Raw genomic sequence first — 19132 nt, forward strand, 5'->3', positions numbered from 1 at the left:
AGTGCGATGGGAGTGAAATGTTAGGCAGCCGGGTGATGCCATGGTGTGCAGAATGCGGCCTTTCTGTGCCGATCCGGCACAACGAACGATCAGGAGGTATCCGTGCAGGACATCCATCTCAAGCTGCTGGAAGACCTCGTCGCCCTGTCCAGGTCAAACAACCTCTACCAGGCGGCAGAACTTCGCAACGTCACCCATCCCGCTTTTGGACGACGCATACGTTCGTTGGAAGCTTGGGCCGGCGTGCCCTTGTTGGATCGTGGGCATCAAACCAGCCAGCTCAATGCGGCCGGACGTCTTTTGCTGAGCAGTGCCCAGGAGGTGCTCGGCATCCTGGAGCACACCCGGGAAACCCTGCAAGGCCCGGCACGGGCCAGGGCTGCGCGCATCACCATCGCGGCAGGGCGCACCTTGGCACATTCGGTGCTCCCGCCTCTGCTGGAGCGCCTGCGGCGTGCGTTCCCTTCAGTTTTGTGGAACGTCTCGACAACCAGTCTCGGCTATGGACTCGAGATGCTGGAGCGTGGTGAAGCCGACATGCTGCTCTGTCATGTTCCGATACCGGCAAAAGCGCCACTCACCGAGGCCACTCTTGTGGGATGCCGGGTGGGTAGCGATGAGCTGATCGCTGTCAGTGCGCCTTTGGTTCCAGGCCATCCGCGTTGGCGTGTACCCCGTGCGGCAAGCGATTCCGAAGCACCGTTTCTTGCCTATGCGCCGAGCATGTCGTTGGGTCGAATCTTGAAAGACCGCTTGCCGGCGCTGTGTGCCACACAACGCCTGCGCACGGTCTACGAAGCCGACCTCGCCGATGCCATCCTGGCAATGGTTCGTGAGGGGACCGGGTTGGCGTGGTTGCCCGGCACACTCATTCGGCAAGAGTTGGCCCAGGGCACACTGGTGCGCGCCGATACCGCATCGAATGACATCCCCATGGAGATACACCTGTACCGCCGCGGCGACCACGCCAAGCCGCTAGGCCGGCAGATCTGGCAGCAGATCGAACGGTTGCTGAAGACCGATTGATGCAAGAAGAGCGATCGTCCGCTCAGCCACTGAAGCAACGGAAGAGGAGCAACCGCCCGGATGGATCAAGCGGCGGTTCGGGTTCGCGCAGGTGTGCTGCGAGGCTTGGCGAAGAACACCGCGCAGAGGGTCACGCCGTTCGCGCTGTCGAACCTGTGGATGGCGCGCAGGCTGCTATCTGCTATCTGCTTCCGCGCAGCCGACCACCAGCGCTCAAGTGGTTTTCGCGTGCCCCGTCACACGCAACTGGAAGTTGCGCAGTTGCGCGCCGCTCACGGGCCGGCCCGAGACGTCGGTCACGCGCAGCACCCATTCGCCGCGCGAGGATTCCGCGAAGAAGGCATTGCTCGACGACAGGGGAATGGCGAAGTCGCTGCCGTTCTTCAGCGTCGACATCGGCGTGAGCACGTGGCTGACCGTGCCCGAAGGCGAGGTCAGCGTGGCCGAGAGCGCGCTCGGCTGGGCATGGGTGGTGGCGAGGCTGAACTGCACGGACTCGAGGGCCACGTTCGCGTCGATCCGCACACGCAGCGTGGCCGACGACGGGGCGGCAGCGATGTCCGAGGGCTGGTCGGTCGAAGCCGTCCATCCGCTGTCTTGCAGCGGCGCCAGCGTCTTGAAGCCGCGCGCCATGGCCACGGCCGCGCTGGCGTCGACCAGGCCGAAACCGTACCAGTTGCTGAAGCGGTAGCCCGCGGCGTTGGTGATCCAGCCGGCTTCGACCAAAGTGTCCCGGACGGTGACGGCGGGCTGGGCGAGGTCCAGCGGACGGGCCGTGGAAGCCAGGATGAATTTCACGTCGCGCTGGGTCAGTGCCGGGTTCGCATTCAGCAAAAGAGCCGCGATGCCCGCCACCATCGGCGCGGCCGAGGAGGTGCCGCCGAACGCCGCGGTGTAGTGGCAGTCGGGGTCCAGCGGCGTGCCGCCGTCGAGCGCGTTCACGCGCGTCGCCGTGGTGTTCAGGCCCACCGAACATCCGCGGATGTCGGTGGTGACGATGCCGGGGCCGTAGTCGCGCTGGCCCGGGCCTGCCACGCTCAGTTGCCGACCACCTTCGCCGCCCGGCGCCGACACCCAGACCGAGGAACCGGCGGAGGAAAAGTACGAGCGCGTGCCGCGCGCGTTGACCGAGGCGACGGCGATGGTCTGGCGAAAGTTGGCGGCCGGATCGGTGTTGGCCAGCACGCAGCTCAATCCCGTGGCGCTGGCCGCGCAGCCGGCGAACTGGTCGTTGTTGTCCAAATCCTCGGGCTGCATGAAGCCATTCCCCGCGGCGAAGACATAGACCCCGCCCTTGCCCGCGCGCGTGCCGCTCATGAGCGATTCCCAGGCCTGGAGTTCGGCCTGCGAAAAGCCGGGATAGGCGCCGGTGTACGGTGCGCCCAGGCTGGTGTTGAACACGTCGGTGCCCTTTGCCTCGGCGCCTTCGCCCCAGGCATAGCCGACGTATTTGCGGAAGGCCGCGGCCTGTTCGGCCACGGTGCCGCTGTAGATGAATTCGCTGACGTTGAAGCCCTGCAAGCCTGCTTCGGGCGCCACGCCGCGCCCGCCCTGGCCGTTCCAGCCCACGGCTGCGATGATGCCGGCGACGTTGGTGCCGTGCCCGTCGATGTCGCCCAGCGGCTGGGTGTCGCTGAGAAAGTTCTTGCTGCCGCCCGGCACGATGTTGGCAGCCAGATCTTCGTGCGCGCTGTCGATGCCGCTGTCGACCACCGCGACCTTCACGCCCTTGCCGCGCAGGCCCTGCGCGTGCAGGGTGCCGATGCTCAGGTCCACACCGGCGCAAGGCAGCGTATCGGCGAACACGGCCTGGCCGACGTTCTCCAAATACCACTGGTCGATGAACAGCGGATCGTCGTTGTCGGCCGTGGTGCGCGCCAAGGGGGTGGCCGTATCGGCGCAATGAACGGCCAGCGTGTTCCGGTTGGGAGATAGCGCGACCTCATTGCCATTGCCATTGCCACTGTTCCCGCCGCTGCCGACAGTCGTGCTCCCGCCACCCCCTGTATTTCCATTGCCGCCGGTACTCCCCCCACCGCTGTTGCCGCCCCCACAGCCAGCCAGGACCGCCAGCGCGACGATCGACAGCGTGCGGCGCGGAGACGCCAAGACACAAGACAAATATTTAACTTTTCTCAATGGAATATCCCTGGAGGTGAATAAAGAAATCGAGCCCGATCGTCTTGGCGCGCGATCTGAAGGCATCACCTCGCATTGTCTTTTTGCTGTCGAAGGTTTTGTTTTTTTGGGGATTTAGTTAAATATCTTTAACAAAGGCGAACGAAAAAACTTAAGAACATTCGGACGAATGCAATGTCTGCCGTGCCGCTGCGCCTTGCGGGGCCGGGTGCGTGATCCGCGTGGGTCGGCGATGACGAAACGGGCTCGGCGTGTGCTGCAACGCCTCACGTCACGAGAAAAATCAAAAGTGCTTCTTCTCGTGCCGCAGGCCCTTCAGGCCGAGGTCACCTGGTTCTCGGCTTTGCTGCTCTGGCTCTGCGCCATGGTGCCTGTGCGCAGAAAGTCGCCCGCTTCGCCGGCCACCACGGCACCGCTGAAATAGTAGCCCTGCGCAAGGGTCGTGGAGCCTGTCGAGTGGAGAAACGCGAGTTGTGCTTCCGTCTCCAGTCCTTCGACGATGATGCCGATGCGAGCCTCCCGCGCGAGATTCATGATGGCGCGAACAGTGGCCGCGCTGTCGGGATCGTCGATGGCTCTCTGGAGCATCGACTGCGCGATCTTCAAGTGATTCACACGGTACGTCCGCAGATACTCGAACGACGAATACTCGGTGCCGAAGTCGTCGATGGCAATCCGTACTCCGAGTGCGCGCAATTGCGGCAGCACATCATTGTGGGTCCATGTCATCTGCGCCAGCGTCGACTCCGTCACATCGAACTCCAGAGCAGAGGGGTCGAGCTGCCATCTCGCGAGGCTTTCGACCACTTCACGGACCAGCTCACTGCCTTGCCTGAGTTGCCCGAGCGACAGATTGATGGCCACGACAGGGGGCTGCACGCCTTGTTCGCGCCACTGGTTCATTTGCCGGCATGCCTGGTTCAGTACCCAGCGACCCAGCATGACGATGCCGCCGGTGCGCTCCGCGATCGGCACGAACGCGGCGGCGTCGAGCAGCCCGCGCTGCGGATGGTGCCAGCGCAGCAGCGCTTCCACGCCCACGATCTTTCCGGACGACAGCTCGACCTGCGGTTGGTAGTAGAGCTCCAGCTCTTCGCGTTCGATGGCAGTCCTCAGGTCTTCGCCCAGCGCAACCCGATCGCGGACCGCCAGGTCGAGCTCTTCGGAGTGGAAGCGATATTGATTGCGACCCTCTTCCTTCGACCGATAGAGCGCCACATCAGCCTGCGCGAGCATTTCGTCGGGGCTCTCGCTGCCCGGGATGTAGGGGCAGATGCCGATGCTGGCGGAGACATGCACTTCATTGCCGTCAAGCATGTAGGGCCGCGCCAGTTCCACCTGGATCTTCATGGCCAGAGCGCCTGCGGCTGCCGGTTCGCCCATTTCGCTTTGCAGCACTGCGAACTCGTCGCCGCCCAGGCGAGCCACCACATCCGTTTCGCGGGTGCAATTCTTCAGGCGCTGAGCCACTTCACGCAACAGCAAGTCGCCCACCGGATGGCCGAACGTGTCGTTGACGGGCTTGAAGTGGTCCAGGTCGAGGCAGTGCAGCGCGAACGGCACGGAGCCCCGTCGTGCGGCAGCGTGGGCTTGGTGCAGGCGCTCCGTGAGCGTGGCACGGTTTGCAAGGCCGGTCAGCCCGTCGGTGCGCGCGAGCCGTGCAAGCTGTTCCTCCGCGGTCTTGCGCTCCGTCACGTCGATGACGATGCCCTCGACTTCCATGAGCCGGCCTTCCTTATCGCGCACCGGAACATAGCGGTTCTCGACCCAGCGCTGTCTGCCGTCGCCCGTGCGCAGGCGGTATTCGATCGAGGCGCCTTGGGCATCCTTCTCGAGCACGCGTGCCATCGCGGCGGCGACGCCGGGTTGGTCGGCCGGGTCGATCAGCACGTCCGCCCAGTTCGGGTCGGCCAGCAGGGCGGCCGGTTCGTGGCCGAACTTGGTGATGTTGTGCGAGATGTAGATCAGCGGGAATGCCGGCTCGCCGCGCAGGCGATAGAGGATGGTCGGACTGTTCTGCACGATGATGTTGGCGTCCGACAGTTCACGCGTCCGTTCCTCGACGGCCTGCTCGAGCTGATTCAGCTTGAAGGCCGCGTCCTCCGTCATCTGCCACTTCATCGTGAGTGCGCTGGCCAGTTGGCGGACCTCGATCGGATCGAACGGCTTCTTGAGCACCAGCAGGCGATCGCGTGCGTCCAGCCGCTCGAACACCTCGACCCACGACTGGTCCGCATAGGCTGTGCAAATCACGATCTGCAGACGCGGGTCTTCGAGCCAGAGCCGCTCGATCGTCTCGACGCCGTCCCACCCCGGCGGCATGCGCATGTCGATGAACGCCATGGCGTAGGGCCGGTCGGCCTTCAACGCTTCGCGCACCTTCTCGAGCGCCTCCTGTCCCTGGTGGGCGCTGTCCATCGCGAAGTCCACCTCGCTCTTCTTGGCCGGGATCCCGAACAAGGCGGACTCGAGGTCGTCCAGATTTGCCGCTGCTGCCGGGAGAAGAATCTTGCGGAAATCCTCATGGATGGCGGGCATGTCGTCCGCCAGGAGGATGCGGCGGTTCTGCAGATTGCTCATGGCGTCTCTGTCGCCTTTCTGATGGGAAGTTCGAGCGTGAATGCTGCACCGGTGCCCGGACCATCGCTGTGGACCGCCAGCGTGCCACCCATCTCGCGCGCAGCGATCGCCGCGCTGTGCAGGCCGAAGCCATGGCCGTCTTTCTTGGTGGTGAACCCGTGCATGAACACGCGGGTCAGGTTTTCCGGGGCGATGCCGACCCCCGTGTCCGCGACGCGGATGCGCAGCGTTTCGTCCCCGACGATCTCCGCATTCAGCATGAGTTTCGCGTTGTCGGCCGCCGTCGTCTCCATGGCCTGCTTGGCGTTTCGCACCAGGTTCATCAGCACCTGCAGGACCCGGCCCCTGTCCAGTGGGAGTTCGGGAATCTGTGCAAAGTCGCTCTCCATGACCACCTGGTGGTGCGCCAGGCCTGTGGTGTTCATGCGCAGGGCATCCTCGACCAACTCGTGGATTCGTATCGATTCGACCAGGCTGGAGGCGCCGGCATGCGCCTGCTGCGCGGCGATGATCTCCTTGATGTGGTCGACGCTCTTGGTCAGCGCCACCAGTTCGTCGACGACGGCGCGCTGTTCCGCCACCAGCAGCGGCGTCAATTGCATCAGGTAGCCCGGGAGCATTCGGCCCTTCGCGTCGGACGCCAGAAACGTGCCCAGATCGGCCGCACGCTCGTTCATCAGCTGCGCCGCGCGTGCGAGCCCCTCCACCTTGGATGCGCGAACCCTGGAGAGAATCAGCCCGGCGGAAACGTTGACGCTGTTGAGCACGTTGCCCACGTTGTGCAGCACGTTGGTGGCGATCTCGGCCATGCCGGCCGAGCGCGCGGCTGCCACCAAGTCGGCCTGCGTCTTGCGCAGCATCCGGTTGACCTGTTCGTTCTCGCGCAGCGCCGCTTCCAGTTCCGCCGTGCGGCTGAGCACCTGTTCCTCCAGCATGACCGTGGTCTGGAAGAGGTTGAAGTCGGAGCCCTGCGCGTTGGCGCTGCGTTCGGCGCGGTCCATCAAGGCCTGGATGATCTTGTGGAGCCGGGCGATCTCGTCCTTCGAGGACAGGTCTTGCGCGCCGGGGCGCTGCAGCGTCGTATCAGGCATCGTTCGTCTCCACAGCGGTCGCACCGAATGCAATGCCGACCAGCGTCTGATTGACGTGCACGCCACGGAACTGCTCGCCGTAGGTGTGGAAGCCGATCGTGTGGTTCTCCTGCAGCACCTCATCGATGCGATCCTTCGCGGCGCTCTGGGTGATCTCCAGCTTGCGCAGGATGCAGTCGTATCCCAGAACGAGTTGGGGGACCCCGATCTCGGCCCGTATCTCGGCGAAGGCCTGCTCCAGGTTCTGCAGGAGATCCACTCCTTTGGCCACCCTCAGGACCAGGCCATTTTCGATGGCGCAGAAGAAAGTCAGGCTGCCATCCGGGTTCGCTTTCTGGATCGAGCGCACATAGGTGGTTCCGCCGATCGTCAGCACCACGGGCCAAGCCGCGAAGCGCGAGGGGTCCAGGTCGGACGCGTCGATGCCGAGCATTCTTGCGTACTCCTGGCTCGCCGGCAGGCCATTGATTTCCTTCACGACACGGGAAGGAGCATCTGCCTCAGTCACCACCAGTCTGGCTTCCGTGGCGACGATGTGTTGCGTCTTGAAGATCCGAAACGGCATCCGGGACACGACCAGCACCAGCACCGCACAGTCGGAGCAGAACCGGCCATCCCAATAGACCTGGGTGCGATCGAACTTCATGCCGTCGCCGGCCGATCCGCCGAGCAGAGGAAGCTTGCCCAGCGCAGTCTGGAATGCGCGGGTCACGGGTTCTTCGCGCAGCGACAACCCGTCGATCAGCAGCAATGCAAAGCTGTTGTCGGCATCGTTGGGCACGCCCTCGGCCAGCAGCTTTTGCAGCAGCGACTGGGCGAACTCCTGACCGACCTCCACTTCGAATTGCTGTAGATGGTCGACCTGGCCTGCAGCCACTCTGAAGTGGCTGGCCGGAAAGCTCGCACCGGTCAGGCTGTGGTCTCGGGACCCGGCCGGGCCGATTTCCCCGGCCGTGGTGCAGCCCACGACCTGGACTTCGCCGAACAGCCGCTTCATCTCGTCGGCAAGCACATCCAGGTCATATTCGCTGGAGCAGAAGAAGATCACCAGCGCCGTGCCTGGCTGCATCACCTCGGCATGGAATTCCTGCGCGGCCTTGCGGGGGTCTGTCGCACAAGACTGCGCCTTGCGTAGGCAATGCATCTCCGTCATGTTGCAACTCCTTACGTTAGACCCCATTAGGCGCCCCATGGGCCGTGACGGTTAACCAATTGCATACGGGACATCCCTGCCACGAAGTCCGACCTGAGCAGGTGATTACATGAAAAGTTCTAGTGCAGCGGCAGCTTCGGATTTTTCGCGGCAAAGCACAGCGCCGCCGCCTCAGGCGATTCGGTGTCAGAAGGCAAGCTGCATTGCTGTTGGTGCGTCGACGCCTGAATCACCCGCGCCTCTCACAGACGGATGCCGAAGGCCACTGGCTTTGACACAGGGCATCGAAGCGGGAGGCTCGGACGATGGAGTCGGAGCACGCTGAGTTGCCGATACGCTGCTTGAAGTGCTTCCCGCGCCCCGAGGTCACCGGCTGTCATTTTCTGGAGGGCTTCGGCGTATCGATCGGTGGCCGCATGCCACTCGGCTTCATCATGTGCATTGACGTTCATTTCGTCTCCGACGGAATTGGTCATTTGCGTGGGGTGGCGTTGGTATGTATACGTGCTTTCCATGAAAAGCATGCGAGGGTAGGTCACGCATTCTTTGATTGCAGCGATCTCTTCGGCAGGGCCGTGCAATTCGTCACGCCACACGTCCGGCGCCCAAATCCAGCTGCAACCGATGCGACGCTCCCTCCAGCTTGTCCATGCACATCGGAAAGATCACGGTTCAGGCCATCCTTGATCCTTGACAACCGAGAACAGCAATTCCAGCCCCAGGCGCCCACCGCCGCGCACCCGGCCGATCCCGTGCCGGAGATGGACCGCGTACGTGCCGTTGCTGCCCGAACGGGGCCGCTGCGCCACCGCGATCACCGCGACGTCGCCACGGCGCAGCGGCACGACGACAGGCCGCGACTGCATGCGCGGGCGCTGCTCGGTCATCACGAAAGCGCCGCCGGTGAAATCCTCTCCGGGCTCGCCGAGCAGGGCCACGAGCTGCAGCGCAAAGCCCTGCGCATCGGCGCTGCGGTCGTGCAGTGGCTGGTCTTCGCCGGCGCGCAGATGGCTCAGGATGGCTTGCGAACCGTGGAAGGCACCGGGCGTGCCGGAATGGCGCAGGGGCCGTCCCAGGGCTTCGTTCCATCGGTTCGCGATGGGCACCAGCTGCGGATGGAAGGCCCGCTGCAGCTCGGCGACCCACGCGGGCCAGTCCGGGTCGGTCGCCAGCGCGCGGATCTGCCCGTCGCTCAACATCGCGGGGACCGTCGCGAAGCCCTCCCTGTCGAGCTGGGCCCGGAGTTGGACCCAGTCCAGCCGGGCGATCACTTCGTCGAAACCCACGCTCAGGCCGCCTCGCGTGCGAGCAGCGCGCGTTTGCGTTCGACGCCCCAGCGGTAGCCCGACAGCGCGCCGTCGGTCCGCACCACGCGGTGGCAAGGGATCGCGACCGCCAGGTGGTTGGCGCCGCAGGCCTGGGCCACCGCCCGCACGGCCTTCGGCTGGCCGATGCGCGCCGCAAGCTGCGCGTAGCTCACGGTGACGCCGGGCGGGATCTCGCGCAGCGCCTGCCAGACACGCTCCTGGAAGGCCGTGCCCTGCACGTCCAGCGGCAGGTTCAGTCCCAGCGAGGGCGCTTCGACGAAGCCCACGACCTGCGCCACCAGTTGCTCGAAGTCGCCATCGCCGCCGATCAACTCCGCCTTGGGGAACTGGTCCTGCAGCTCGCGCACGAGCCGGTCGGGTTCGTCGCCCAGCAGGATCGCGCAGATGCCGCGCTGGCTCTGCGCGACCAGGATGGCGCCCAGCGCGCATTGCCCCACCGCGAAGCGGATCTGCAGGTTCGGCCCGCCCGCGAGGTAGTCGCGCGCCCGCATGCCGAGCAGGTCGTCGGCGGCCGCATAGAAGCGGCTGTTGGAGTTGAAGCCCGCGCCGTAGATCGCATCGGTGACGGTGGCGCCGTCCCCGGCCAGTTCGGCGCGCAGCCGGCGCCCACGGAAGGCCGAGGCATAGGCCTTGGGCGTGAGCCCGGTCTGGGCCTTGAACACGCGGTGGAAGTGGTGCGGGCTCAGGCCGACCTCGGCGGCGAGCGCGTCGAGGTTGGGCGGCGATTCCGAACGCTCGATCAAGCGGCAGGCCCGGGCGACGGTGGCGGCGCGCTGCGCGGCCAGCGCGGTCCGGTCGCCCGCGGCCCGCTGGCTGCCGCGGTAGCCGGCGGCCTCGGCCGCCTGCGCGGTGTCGAAGAACACGGTGTTCTCGCGTTTCGGCAGGCGGGCCGATGCGCTGGGCCGGCAGTACACGCCGGTGGTCCGCACGGCGTAGACGAAGCGGCCGTCGGCACGCGCGTCGCGCGCCTGGACGGCGGCCCAGCGTTGATCGTCGTCCAGGTAGGCCGTCATGGCGGGGGCGTCGGGGTGCTTGAGGATGGCATTCATGGCGGTGCTCCGTGTGAGGTCCCAGTGTCCGGTGGACTTCGATCGCAAGCACTCCGCTTCTTGCGCTCGAACTGGCGTGCCCCGCTCAACCCGCCTGGCGGAAGGTGAGGTTGATGCGTTGCAGCCCGAGCCGCGGATGGGCTTCGCCCTGGAGCGGCAGCACGCCGTGATAGCGCAGCCGGTCCGCGCCGCCCCAGACCACCACGTCGCCGTGCTGCAGCGCGACCTGCTGCGCCTTGTGGGCACGCTCGAGGCCGCCGAAGAGGAAGCGCGCCGTCATGCCCAGCGACACCGACACGATGGGCGCACCGTAGTCCCGCTCGTCCTTGTCCTGGTGCAGGGCCAGCCGCGCGCCGGGTTCGTAGCGGTTGATCAGGCAGGCGTCGGGCTGGAAGCCGGCAAAGCCCGCGGCCTCGGCCGCATCGTGTGCCAGCCGCGCCAACGCGTCGGGCATCGCGGGCCAGGGCTGGCCGGTGAGCGGGTCGACGGCCGCGTAGCGGTAGCCGCGGCTGTCGGTGGTCCAGCCCAGCGCACCGCAATTCGTCAGTGCCACGGACATCGTGAAGCCGCCGGGCGTCACCATGCGCCGGAACGGCGACACCGCCGTGAGCGCGTCGATGCAGGTCAGCAGCGCGTCGATGGACGGCCGGGCGAAGGCGCGCAGCACCACGGCCTGCGGACCCAGGCGCTGGTCGGGCAGCGGGGCCTCGTCGTCGAAGAGCGAGAGTGTGCGCATCACAGGGCGTCGTGAAAGATCAGGCCCACAGTGTGCCGCTGGCCGCCGTGGACCCGGCTCACGCCGTGGCGCATGGCCAGCCTGCGCACGCGGCCACTGGGTCCGCGCTCGGGGCGCTGGTGTACGGTGAACACCACCGCATCGCCCTGGTCCAGCGGCACCACGTCGGCCCGTTGATGGCCCGTGCGGCTCTCGGTCATCACGAACGCGCCGCCGGTGAAATCGACTTCGGGGCGCGACAGCAGGATCGCGACCTGCAGCGGGAAGACATGCTCGCCGTAGAGGTCCTGGTGCAGGCAGTTGTGGTCGCCTTCGCCATACGAAAGGATCAGCGGCGTGGGCCGGCGCTGCCCGGCGCGGTGGCAGCGATCGAGGAATTCAGCCAGCGTGTCGGGGTAGCGCACATCGATGCCGAGCTGTGCGTTCCAGCGGTTCGCGATCGGCACCAGCCGCGGGTAGAGCGCATGCCGCAGTTGTTCCAGCAGCGGCGGCAGCGGATAGGCGAAGTACTTGTATTCGCCGCGGCCGAAGCCATGGCGCGACATCACGACAGTGGAGCGGTAGAGCTCTTCGTGCGCGTAGCGGCGGGCCAGTTGCCGGCACTGATCGGGTGTGAGCAGCCGCGGCAGCAACGCATGGGCCTCGGCGTCGAGTGACGCCGCGAGCGCGGTGTCCTCAAGGGTGTTCGGCGGTGGCGAAAAGAGGTCGTGCATGGCCGGCCCAGTCTAGGCCGATGCCATGTGCGCGGCTCTCCGATCCTTGCGCTCGAATTCTTCGCCGGCGTCTCAGGCCACTTCTTCCGGCACCGGAAACAGCCGTCGCCGGTAGCGCGCAGAGGCCAGCCGCGCGCCGCAGGTCGGCGAGCACCAGATGCGGTCGCCGCGCCGCGAGCGGTCGAGGAACATCACCGGGCAGATCGGGCTCGCGCATTCCTTGATGCGGCTGCGCGCCTCGCTCGAGAACAGCGCGATCGCATCGCGTGCCAACAGGGCCAGCACATGGGTGTTCGACACCTCGGCCAGCGGCTCGAGCGCGGTGCCGGTGCCGTCGAGCAGGCGCGGCAGCGGCATGTGGCAAGCCCAGCGGTTGATCTGCGTGATGGCGTCGTGCTGCGGCGTGCGCTGGCCGCGGATGGCCTGCGCCGTCTCGTAGATGGCGGCGCGCAGCACGCGCATGTCGGCCAGGCCGTCTTCGCCCACGGGCCGCTGCGGCACGGGCAGCTTCATCTTGCGCAGCCAGGTGTGCCAGAGACCTTCGTTGTGCACGCGCTCGTAGCGTCGGCCGGTCCATTCGCCCAGCGTCTCGACCAGCAGCAGGCAGGGCACGCCCGCGCGGAACTTGAAGGAGAAATCCCCGGCCTTGAGCGGGCGCAGGGCGACGTGCGCGCGCGGCGCCATGTCGGAGGTGTGGGGTCTGCATCCGCTTTGCACGCGAGGCAGTTTAGGAGCGTTGCCGGTCACAGCCCGCGTCAGAGATCGTCTATGGATATCTGTTTTCGTTCCTTGGTCGGCCAGGGGTCGACCCTTAGATTCGTCATTGGTATGACCCATGACGACGAACTCCATGCAGCCTCCGTGGCTGCGCAACCTCCCCACGGAACGGCGGGCGCATGACAGACGACAGTGCGGCCTTGCAGGCCGAGCGCATCGCGGGCCGCCGGCCCTCGTCCCGACCGAAACCGAACGGGTGGGCCGCCCTGGGCGCGCTGGCCGGCTTGCGCAGCTGGCTGTCGATCGTGGTGTTCCTGCTCGCCTGGTATGCCGCGTCCGCGGCCGGCTGGCTCAACCCGCGCACGCTGCCCGGTCCCGATCGTCTGCTCGCCACCGCGTGGACCATGGTGCAGGACGGTTCCCTGCCGCATGCGCTGCTCGTGAGCCTGTCGCGTGTGGTGCAAGGTGCGTTGCTGGGCCTGGCCGTGGGACTGGCGACCGGTGTGTTCGCCGGCTTCTCGCGGCTGGGCGAGGACCTCGTCGACAAGCCCATGCAGATGCTGCGCACCATCCCCTTCACCGCGCTGGTGCCGCTGTTCATTCTCTGGTTCGGCATCGACGAAACGCCCAAGGTGCTGCTGGTGGCCTTCGGCGTCGCGGTGCCGATGTACATCAACACCTTCGGCGGCATCCGCAACGTCGACGCCAAGCTGGTCGAGGTGGCGCGGGTCGCGCGCATGGGCCGTTTCGCGATCGCGCTGCAGGTGCTGCTGCCCGCGGCCCTGCCCAGCCTGCTGGTGGGCCTGCGCTTCGCGCTGGGCCTGGCCTGGGTGGCCGTGATCATCGCGGAGACCGTCGGCGCCGACTCGGGCATCGGCTTCCTGCTGACCCATGCGCGCCAGTTCGTGCGCACCGACATCATGCTGGTCTGCGTGGCGGTCTATGCGCTGCTGGGCCTGGCGACCGACTACGGAGTGCGCCTGCTCGAGCGCCTCCTTCTCTCCTGGCGCCGTGTCTACACGGGCTGATGCCAGCGTCTTTTTCCTTTCCCCCTTGCATGCCATGTCCCTGATCGTCGGCGCTCATCCGCAGAACCCTTCGCTGTCCCTCCTGGCCCGCCGGCCCGCGCTGCGCGCGTCGCTGAAGGCGGAGGGCATCGACTTCTTCGTCCACGGCGCCGGTGCGCAGACCATCCCGCTGATGGAACTGAACGTGCTGCAGCTCATGGGCACGGGCGCGACGCCGCCGATCCTGGCCAGGGCGCGCGACCTGCCGGTGGTGGTGTTCGGCATGTCCGGCCCGCGCGCCGAGCGGGGCGGCGTGGTGGTGCGCGCGGACTCGGACCTGCACAGCCTCGCCGACCTCAAGGGCCGCGGCATCGCGCTGATGCCGGTCTCGTGGCACACGCAGTTCCTGGCGGCCGAGCTGCACGGCGCGGGCATCGACTGGCGCGAGGTCAACGCGGTCGAGTTGCTGCCCGCGACCGCCAAAGACGCCTTCGAGGCCGGCCTGCTCGACGCCATCGTCGCGACCGATCCGCTGCTGTCGAAGATCGAGTCCACGGTGCCGGTGCGCGTGCTGGCGCAGCCGGGCAGCAGCTTCTCGAACCGCTCGGTCTACTGGGCCCGGCAAGCCACCGTGGCCGCGCACCCGCAGGCCGTGCAGGCGTTGGTCGATGCCATCGCCGAATCCGACCGGCTGACCGCCGCCGACCCGCAGGCCGCCGCGCAGCTGCTCGAGGGCGTGAACGGCAACACGGCCGCGCAATGGCTGCCGTCGCTGCAGTCGCGCCCCTGGGGCATCGCGGTGCCCGACGCCGCCTTTGCGGCCGAGCAGCAGGCGCATGCGGACATCTTCGCGCGCTTCGGCCTCATCTCTTCGCCGCTCGACGTGAGCGACACCGTGACCGCCGCCTTCCCGGCCGGCCGCACGCACTGACAAAGGAATCGATCATGGAAGTTCTCTGGTACCTCACCGGCCCCGACGGCCGCTATCCCTGGCGCGCCGACGGCGCCCGCGCGCTGACCTATCCCTATTTCCAGCAGCTCGCTCGTGCGGTCGACCACCTAGGCTACACCGGCGCCTTGCTGGCCACCGGCTCGCACGATGCGTGGGTGCAGGGTTCGTCGCTGATTCCCTACACCGACAACTTCCAGCACCTGATCGCGGCCCATCCGCCGCTGCTGTCGCCGGTCCTGCTGGGCAAGATGATCAACACCTTCGACCAGTTCTCGAAGGGCCGTCTGCGCGTCAATATCGTGAACGGCGACGCCAAGCTGATGGCGCAGTATGGCGTGCACCTGAGCCACGACGAACGCTATGCCTACACCGACGAGTACCTCACGGTGCTGACGGCGCTGCTGCGCGGCGAGACCGTGACCTTCAAGGGCAAGTACATCCACGTGGTCGATGCCGGCATCCCGCTGCCGCCGTACCGCCAGCCCACGCCGCTGTGGTTCGGCGGCTCGTCGCCGGCCGCGCACGAGGTGGCGGCCAAGCACATCGACACCTACCTCTCGTGGGGCGAGACGCCGCAGCAGGCTGAGGAGAAGATCCGCGAAGTGCGCGCGCTCGCGGCCAGGCACGGCCGCGCCGACAAGATCCGCTTCGGCATCCGCCTGTATGTGATCGTGCGCGAGACCGAGGCCAAGGCCTGGGAAGCGGCGGCCGATCTGTACGAGCACATGGACGAGCGCTCCATCGCGGGTGCGCAGTCGTACGTGGCCGGCATCGACTCGGTCGGCCAGCAGCGCATGTCTGCCCTGCACGGCGGGCGCAAGCCGCGCGACCTGCGCGAGCTCGAGATCTCGCCCAATCTCTGGTCGGGCATCGGCCTGGTGCGCCACGGCCCGGGCACCGCGCTGGTCGGCAGCCCCGCGCAGGTGCTCGCGCGCATCCAGGACTACCGCGATGCCGGCATCGAGGTGCTGATCGTCTCCGGCATGCCGCTGCTCGAAGAGGCCTACCGCTTCGCCGAACTGGTGCTGCCCCATCTGCCCGTCGACCGTGCGGTCGACCCGGGTGTCACCTCCGCCTGGACCAAAGAAAGGGATACGGCATGGAAAAAGCAAGCATGAAATCTTCGGACCTGAATCTCCACGGCCGCCGCGCCGCGCTCGGCGTGATCGGCGGCGGCATGCTCGCCACGCTGCTCGCAGCCTGCTCGCGTGAGTCGTCGCCAGCGCCTGCCGCTGCGGGCGCCGCACCGGCAGCACAGGTTGCAGCGGCGGCGGCCAAGGTCGCGCGCATCGCACCGCTGCAGGCCTTCAACTTCCTCACGCTCGCACAGTTGAGCGGTGGCATCGAAAGCTCGGTCAAGGCCGCGGGCGGCACGGTGGTCTGGAAGCCGCCGTTCCCGGCCTACGTGCCCACGGCGGAAGCGCTGCGCGGCGGCGCGATCGACATCGGCAGCGGCAGCGCGACCTCCTTCCTCGCGGCCTCGACGGCCGACAAGGACCTGGTGGTGTTTGCGGCCGAGAAGAGCTCGGGCAAGGACCAGGGCATCGTCGCGACCGGTGCCAGCGGCATTCGCACCGTGGCCGACCTGGTGGGCAAGAAGATCGCGGTCAACAAGGGCGGCACGGGCGAGTACCTGCTGCGCCTCGCGCTCGCGCGCCACGACATCCCGGTCGAGAAGGTGACCGTGGTCTATCTCGGCCCGACCGACGCCTCGACCGCCTTCGCGCAGGGCCATGTCGACGCCTGGGCGGTGTGGGAGCAGTTCTTCGCGGCCGGCCAGGCCGAGCCCGGGGCGCGCGTGGTGGTCTACGGCGGCGACATCGGCTCGCTGAACCGCAACGTGCACGTCACGACGCGTGCCTTCGCGCAGGCCTATCCGGACCTGGTGAAGGCCGTGTACGAGGCGCTGCGCAAGGAGGCCGAGGCCGTGCAGGCCACGCCCGGCCGCGTGGCCGACCTGAACGAGAAGCAGGGCGTGCCCAAGGCGGTCGCGGACATCATCCGCCAGGTGCCGCCCTCGACCGTGGTGCCGGCCGACGACGCGCTGCTGCGCGAGTTCCAGGAGATCGCCGGCTTCTATGCGAAGTACGGACTGTCGGCGCAGCCGATCGACGTCAAGGGAAGCACCATCGATGTCGCGATCCCCTGACCGCGACGACCGCCGCGTGCAGCTGCGCGGGCTGACGCGTCGCTTCGGCGATGCGCCGCCGGTGCTGCACAACCTGTCGCTGGACATCGCACCGGGCCAGTTCGTGGCCTTGCTCGGGCGCAGCGGCTCGGGCAAGTCCACGTTGCTGCGCGTGCTCGCGGGCCTCGACGGCGGTCAGGAGGCCGAGCGGCTGCAGGTGCCGGGCTCGGTGTCGGTGGCCTTCCAGGAGCCGCGGCTCTTCCCGTGGCTGCGCGTCTGGCGCAACGTGGTGCTCAACATCGGCGGCGAGGACCGCCGTGCGCTGGGCCTCGCGGCGCTGGCCGAGGTCGGCCTCGCGGACAAGGCCGAGGCCTGGCCGCAGACGCTGTCGGGCGGACAGGCCCAGCGCGTGTCGCTGGCGCGTGCGCTGGCCCGCGAACCCGCGCTGCTGCTGCTCGACGAGCCCTTCGGCGCGCTGGATGCGCTCACGCGGCTCACGATGCAGCGGCTGGTGCTCGACCTCTGGCAGCGCCACCGGCCGACGGTGCTGCTGGTGACGCACGACGTCGACGAAGCCCTGCTGCTGGCCGACCGCATCCTGGTGCTCGACCAGGGCCACATCGTGTCGGACCTGCAGCTGGACATCACGCGACCCCGGCGCATGTCGGACCCGGCGCTCGAGGCGCACAAGGTCGATCTGCTGCAACTGCTGGGCGTCGAAGTCGACGCCTGAGCCCGAGGCGCGCCGCTACTCCGACCACGCGTCCGCCAGGATCGTGCGGCGCGCGTCGTCGGGGTCCGGATGCAGCCAGGCGCCGCCGAGTTCGCCGGTGCGGGTGTAGGTGCCGCCATTGCCCTCGTCGGGGATGGGTTCGCACAGGCCCTCGACCACCACGGTGGTGCCGGCGCGCGACAGGCAGCGCGCCTTGATGTAGGCGCCGAGCAGGGCGGCCACCTCGGCATGGGGCGCGTCGAGAACGTACTGGCTGTCGCCATGGGCCCACGATTCGCTCAGGCGCAGGGCGATCACCGGCACGCCGCGCAGGGTCGCGGCACCGGGACGCAGCGTGGCCACGGATTCGGTGCTCGCGTCGGGTTCCTTGTCGACGCCGGCCATCGGCGTGCAATGCATCGTGATCGCGCTCACCAGCCTGCGCCAGGGCAGGGGCAGTTCCGCGGGCCGGCGCGCTCGCACCGCGCGGCAGCCCTGGCCGCTGGCCTTGTCGGCGCCGTGCACCCAGGTCGGTGGGTCCATGCCGGCGAGTTCAACGGCCAGTGCCGCAGGCGCGATGGCACACAGGCACGCCAGCCAGGCGGCGCGAAGGATCGGTGAAAGGCGTGGATGCATCGCCGCAGCATACGAGAGACTGGATCGTGGTGTGAAAGACGCGCGATAGATGAGGACGGAAGTTGACTTGCGCAACTTTGCTGCAGTGCGGTAACGTTATGTAACTTTCTTAACCGGTTCGATGATGATCTCCAAACGCCGCGTGCTCGAAACCATGGCCCTCACCCTCTGTGCTCCTGCCGCCTGGGCCCAGGGCGCGGGCAACGCTCGGGCCGCCGCCGTTGCGTCGTCGGGCGGATGGCCGAGCAAGCCGGTGCGCCTGCTCGTAGGCTTCCCGGCCGGCGCCTCGCCCGATCTCGCAGCCCGTGCCATCGCCGAGCCCCTGTCGCGCCTGCTCGGCCAGCCCGTGACGGTGGAGAACAAGCCCGGCGACAGCGGCAACATCGCGGCCAACCTGGTGGCCAAGGCGCAGGACGACCACACCATCGGCGCGTTGATCAACGGCAACCTGACGATCGCCCGGCTGCTCAATCCGAAGACGCCCTTCGATCCCGAGAAGGATTTCGCGCCCGTCAGCCTGATCGGCACCGCGCCCCTGGTGCTGGCGGTCAGCGCGCAGGCGGTGGGCGCCCATCCGATGGAGTTGCTGCTGTGGGCGCGCAACCTCAACGACAAGGGCCGCTACGGCACGCCCGGGGCCGGCACCGTCGGGCATCTGGGCATGGAACTGCTCAAGAGCCGCAGCGGCATCCTGGCCACGCACGTGCCCTTCAACGGCAACCCGCAGGTCATCGCGGCGATGCTGGCCGGCGAGATCCAGCTGGCGCTGCTGCCACCGGGCCTGGTCAAGCCGCACATCCAGTCGGGCAAGCTCAAGGCCATCGGCGTCACGTCGGCGGTGCGCAGCCCGCTGTACGAGGAGCTGCCGACCTTGCGCGATGCCAACGTGCACGGCGCCGACCTGGAGATCTGGACCGCGATCGCCGCACCCGCGGGCATGCCGGCCGGGGCCGTGGCCAGGCTCAATGCGGCGTTGTCGGAGGTGGTGCGCGCGCCCGAGGTGCAGCAGACGCTGCTGAAGGCTGGCTGGCAGGCGCAGTCGGGCACGCCGAAGGCGCTGAGCTACCGCATGCGCCAGGACACCTCGCTGCTCGGCGGCGTGATCCTGATGCGCGGCATCAAGACAGACGCCTGAGCGCGGCGGTCCGCGCGCTGGCCGCTTGCG

18 protein-coding genes and 1 pseudogene are annotated in these 19132 nt (G+C 67.5%); 8 read left to right on the forward strand and 11 right to left on the reverse strand.

From position 1 onward, the window contains the following. The first annotated feature begins 102 nt into the window (after positions 1–102). Together ACSFBC_RS15760 and ACSFBC_RS15765 are read left to right on the forward strand one after the other, a co-directional pair. Positions 103–1026, forward strand: a complete 924-nt coding sequence (locus tag ACSFBC_RS15760) for a LysR family transcriptional regulator (protein WP_435511287.1) — start codon at positions 103–105, stop codon at positions 1024–1026. Then, positions 1016–1203, forward strand: a pseudogene (locus tag ACSFBC_RS15765) (IS5/IS1182 family transposase); the annotation flags it as partial. The gene ACSFBC_RS15760 and the pseudogene ACSFBC_RS15765, both read left to right, overlap by 11 nt. A 36-nt stretch (positions 1204–1239) precedes the next feature. Here the strand turns inward: ACSFBC_RS15765 and ACSFBC_RS15770 are convergent. The 10 genes from ACSFBC_RS15770 to ACSFBC_RS15815 all read right to left on the reverse strand — a co-directional run bounded on the left by ACSFBC_RS15770 (position 1240) and on the right by ACSFBC_RS15815 (position 12499). Continuing rightward, positions 1240–2907 carry a S8 family serine peptidase gene (locus ACSFBC_RS15770; RefSeq protein WP_435511288.1) on the reverse strand — a complete coding sequence of 556 codons (1668 nt, stop codon included), beginning with the start codon at positions 2905–2907 and terminating at the stop codon, positions 1240–1242. A gap of 573 nt (positions 2908–3480) precedes the next feature. Further along, on the reverse strand, positions 3481–5745 hold the full coding sequence (locus tag ACSFBC_RS15775; protein WP_435511289.1) for an EAL domain-containing protein: 2265 nt from the start codon (positions 5743–5745) through the stop codon (positions 3481–3483). Beyond that, positions 5742–6860, reverse strand: coding sequence for a sensor histidine kinase (locus ACSFBC_RS15780; RefSeq protein WP_435511290.1), 1119 nt, complete (start codon positions 6858–6860; stop codon positions 5742–5744). The genes ACSFBC_RS15775 and ACSFBC_RS15780 overlap by 4 nt, the downstream gene beginning before the upstream one ends. Then, positions 6829–7989 (reverse strand): nitric oxide-sensing protein NosP, encoded by a 1161-nt coding sequence (gene nosP, locus ACSFBC_RS15785; RefSeq protein ID WP_435511291.1) that lies wholly within the window; start codon positions 7987–7989, stop codon positions 6829–6831. The genes ACSFBC_RS15780 and nosP overlap by 32 nt, the downstream gene beginning before the upstream one ends. Positions 7990–8231: 242 nt before the next feature. Continuing rightward, positions 8232–8465 carry a hypothetical protein gene (locus ACSFBC_RS15790; protein ID WP_435511292.1) on the reverse strand — a complete coding sequence of 78 codons (234 nt, stop codon included), beginning with the start codon at positions 8463–8465 and terminating at the stop codon, positions 8232–8234. Positions 8466–8654: 189 nt separating this feature from the next. Further along, positions 8655–9275: a 2OG-Fe(II) oxygenase gene (locus ACSFBC_RS15795; protein ID WP_435511293.1), complete on the reverse strand. Its 621-nt coding sequence runs from the start codon at positions 9273–9275 to the stop codon at positions 8655–8657. A gap of 2 nt (positions 9276–9277) precedes the next feature. Beyond that, positions 9278–10366, reverse strand: coding sequence for a bifunctional DNA-binding transcriptional regulator/O6-methylguanine-DNA methyltransferase Ada (gene ada, locus ACSFBC_RS15800; protein ID WP_435511294.1), 1089 nt, complete (start codon positions 10364–10366; stop codon positions 9278–9280). A gap of 85 nt (positions 10367–10451) precedes the next feature. Then, positions 10452–11102, reverse strand: a complete 651-nt coding sequence (gene alkB / locus ACSFBC_RS15805; protein ID WP_435511295.1) for a DNA oxidative demethylase AlkB — start codon at positions 11100–11102, stop codon at positions 10452–10454. Then, complete coding sequence (locus ACSFBC_RS15810; protein ID WP_435511296.1) at positions 11102–11815, reverse strand: 2OG-Fe(II) oxygenase; 714 nt, start codon at positions 11813–11815, stop codon at positions 11102–11104. Before ACSFBC_RS15810 ends, alkB begins: the two co-directional genes overlap by 1 nt. A 72-nt stretch (positions 11816–11887) precedes the next feature. Continuing rightward, the gene (locus ACSFBC_RS15815; protein ID WP_435511297.1) at positions 11888–12499 is read right to left on the reverse strand and encodes a CGNR zinc finger domain-containing protein; all 612 of its coding nucleotides are present in this window, start codon (positions 12497–12499) and stop codon (positions 11888–11890) included. Positions 12500–12711: 212 nt separating this feature from the next. On the opposite strand from ACSFBC_RS15815, the gene ACSFBC_RS15820 reads away from it, so the two are divergent. The 5 genes from ACSFBC_RS15820 to ACSFBC_RS15840 are packed head-to-tail and all read left to right on the forward strand — an operon-like array spanning position 12712 to position 17352. Next, positions 12712–13560, forward strand: a complete 849-nt coding sequence (locus tag ACSFBC_RS15820) for an ABC transporter permease (RefSeq protein WP_435511298.1) — start codon at positions 12712–12714, stop codon at positions 13558–13560. 34 nt (positions 13561–13594) lie between these two features. Continuing rightward, positions 13595–14470, forward strand: coding sequence for an ABC transporter substrate-binding protein (locus ACSFBC_RS15825; protein ID WP_435511299.1), 876 nt, complete (start codon positions 13595–13597; stop codon positions 14468–14470). A 14-nt stretch (positions 14471–14484) separates the two neighbouring features. Beyond that, positions 14485–15609, forward strand: a complete 1125-nt coding sequence (locus ACSFBC_RS15830; RefSeq protein ID WP_435511300.1) for an LLM class flavin-dependent oxidoreductase — start codon at positions 14485–14487, stop codon at positions 15607–15609. Continuing rightward, entirely contained in the window at positions 15606–16640 is a 1035-nt protein-coding gene (locus ACSFBC_RS15835; protein WP_435511301.1) for an ABC transporter substrate-binding protein, read from the forward strand. Before ACSFBC_RS15830 ends, ACSFBC_RS15835 begins: the two co-directional genes overlap by 4 nt. Continuing rightward, positions 16624–17352 (forward strand): ABC transporter ATP-binding protein, encoded by a 729-nt coding sequence (locus ACSFBC_RS15840; protein ID WP_435511302.1) that lies wholly within the window; start codon positions 16624–16626, stop codon positions 17350–17352. The genes ACSFBC_RS15835 and ACSFBC_RS15840 overlap by 17 nt, the downstream gene beginning before the upstream one ends. 15 nt (positions 17353–17367) lie before the next feature. On the opposite strand, the gene ACSFBC_RS15845 is transcribed toward ACSFBC_RS15840, so the two are convergent. Continuing rightward, entirely contained in the window at positions 17368–17967 is a 600-nt protein-coding gene (locus ACSFBC_RS15845) for a hypothetical protein (protein WP_435511303.1), read from the reverse strand. A gap of 121 nt (positions 17968–18088) precedes the next feature. Between ACSFBC_RS15845 and ACSFBC_RS15850 the strand changes: the two genes are divergently transcribed. Further along, complete coding sequence (locus ACSFBC_RS15850) at positions 18089–19102, forward strand: Bug family tripartite tricarboxylate transporter substrate binding protein (RefSeq protein WP_435511304.1); 1014 nt, start codon at positions 18089–18091, stop codon at positions 19100–19102. Positions 19103–19132 lie beyond the last annotated feature (30 nt).

The sequence above is a fragment of the Variovorax frigidus genome, assembly GCF_051216515.1.
Classification (GTDB): Bacteria; Pseudomonadota; Gammaproteobacteria; order Burkholderiales; family Burkholderiaceae_C; genus Variovorax.

What these genes read in the sequence shown, in the direction of transcription:
- ACSFBC_RS15840 (WP_435511302.1), top strand. Translation starts at nt 16,624, where the DNA reads ATGTCGCGATCCCCTGACCGCGACGACCGCCGCGTGCAGCTGCGCGGG.
- ACSFBC_RS15775 (WP_435511289.1), bottom strand. Translation starts at nt 5,745, where the DNA reads ATGAGCAATCTGCAGAACCGCCGCATCCTCCTGGCGGACGACATGCCC.
- ACSFBC_RS15820 (WP_435511298.1), top strand. Translation starts at nt 12,712, where the DNA reads ATGACAGACGACAGTGCGGCCTTGCAGGCCGAGCGCATCGCGGGCCGC.
- nosP (WP_435511291.1), bottom strand. Translation starts at nt 7,989, where the DNA reads ATGACGGAGATGCATTGCCTACGCAAGGCGCAGTCTTGTGCGACAGAC.
- ACSFBC_RS15815 (WP_435511297.1), bottom strand. Translation starts at nt 12,499, where the DNA reads ATGGCGCCGCGCGCGCACGTCGCCCTGCGCCCGCTCAAGGCCGGGGAT.
- ACSFBC_RS15845 (WP_435511303.1), bottom strand. Translation starts at nt 17,967, where the DNA reads ATGCATCCACGCCTTTCACCGATCCTTCGCGCCGCCTGGCTGGCGTGC.
- alkB (WP_435511295.1), bottom strand. Translation starts at nt 11,102, where the DNA reads ATGCGCACACTCTCGCTCTTCGACGACGAGGCCCCGCTGCCCGACCAG.
- ACSFBC_RS15835 (WP_435511301.1), top strand. Translation starts at nt 15,606, where the DNA reads ATGAAATCTTCGGACCTGAATCTCCACGGCCGCCGCGCCGCGCTCGGC.
- ACSFBC_RS15830 (WP_435511300.1), top strand. Translation starts at nt 14,485, where the DNA reads ATGGAAGTTCTCTGGTACCTCACCGGCCCCGACGGCCGCTATCCCTGG.
- ACSFBC_RS15810 (WP_435511296.1), bottom strand. Translation starts at nt 11,815, where the DNA reads ATGCACGACCTCTTTTCGCCACCGCCGAACACCCTTGAGGACACCGCG.
- ada (WP_435511294.1), bottom strand. Translation starts at nt 10,366, where the DNA reads ATGAATGCCATCCTCAAGCACCCCGACGCCCCCGCCATGACGGCCTAC.
- ACSFBC_RS15850 (WP_435511304.1), top strand. Translation starts at nt 18,089, where the DNA reads ATGATGATCTCCAAACGCCGCGTGCTCGAAACCATGGCCCTCACCCTC.
- ACSFBC_RS15825 (WP_435511299.1), top strand. Translation starts at nt 13,595, where the DNA reads ATGTCCCTGATCGTCGGCGCTCATCCGCAGAACCCTTCGCTGTCCCTC.
- ACSFBC_RS15790 (WP_435511292.1), bottom strand. Translation starts at nt 8,465, where the DNA reads ATGACCAATTCCGTCGGAGACGAAATGAACGTCAATGCACATGATGAA.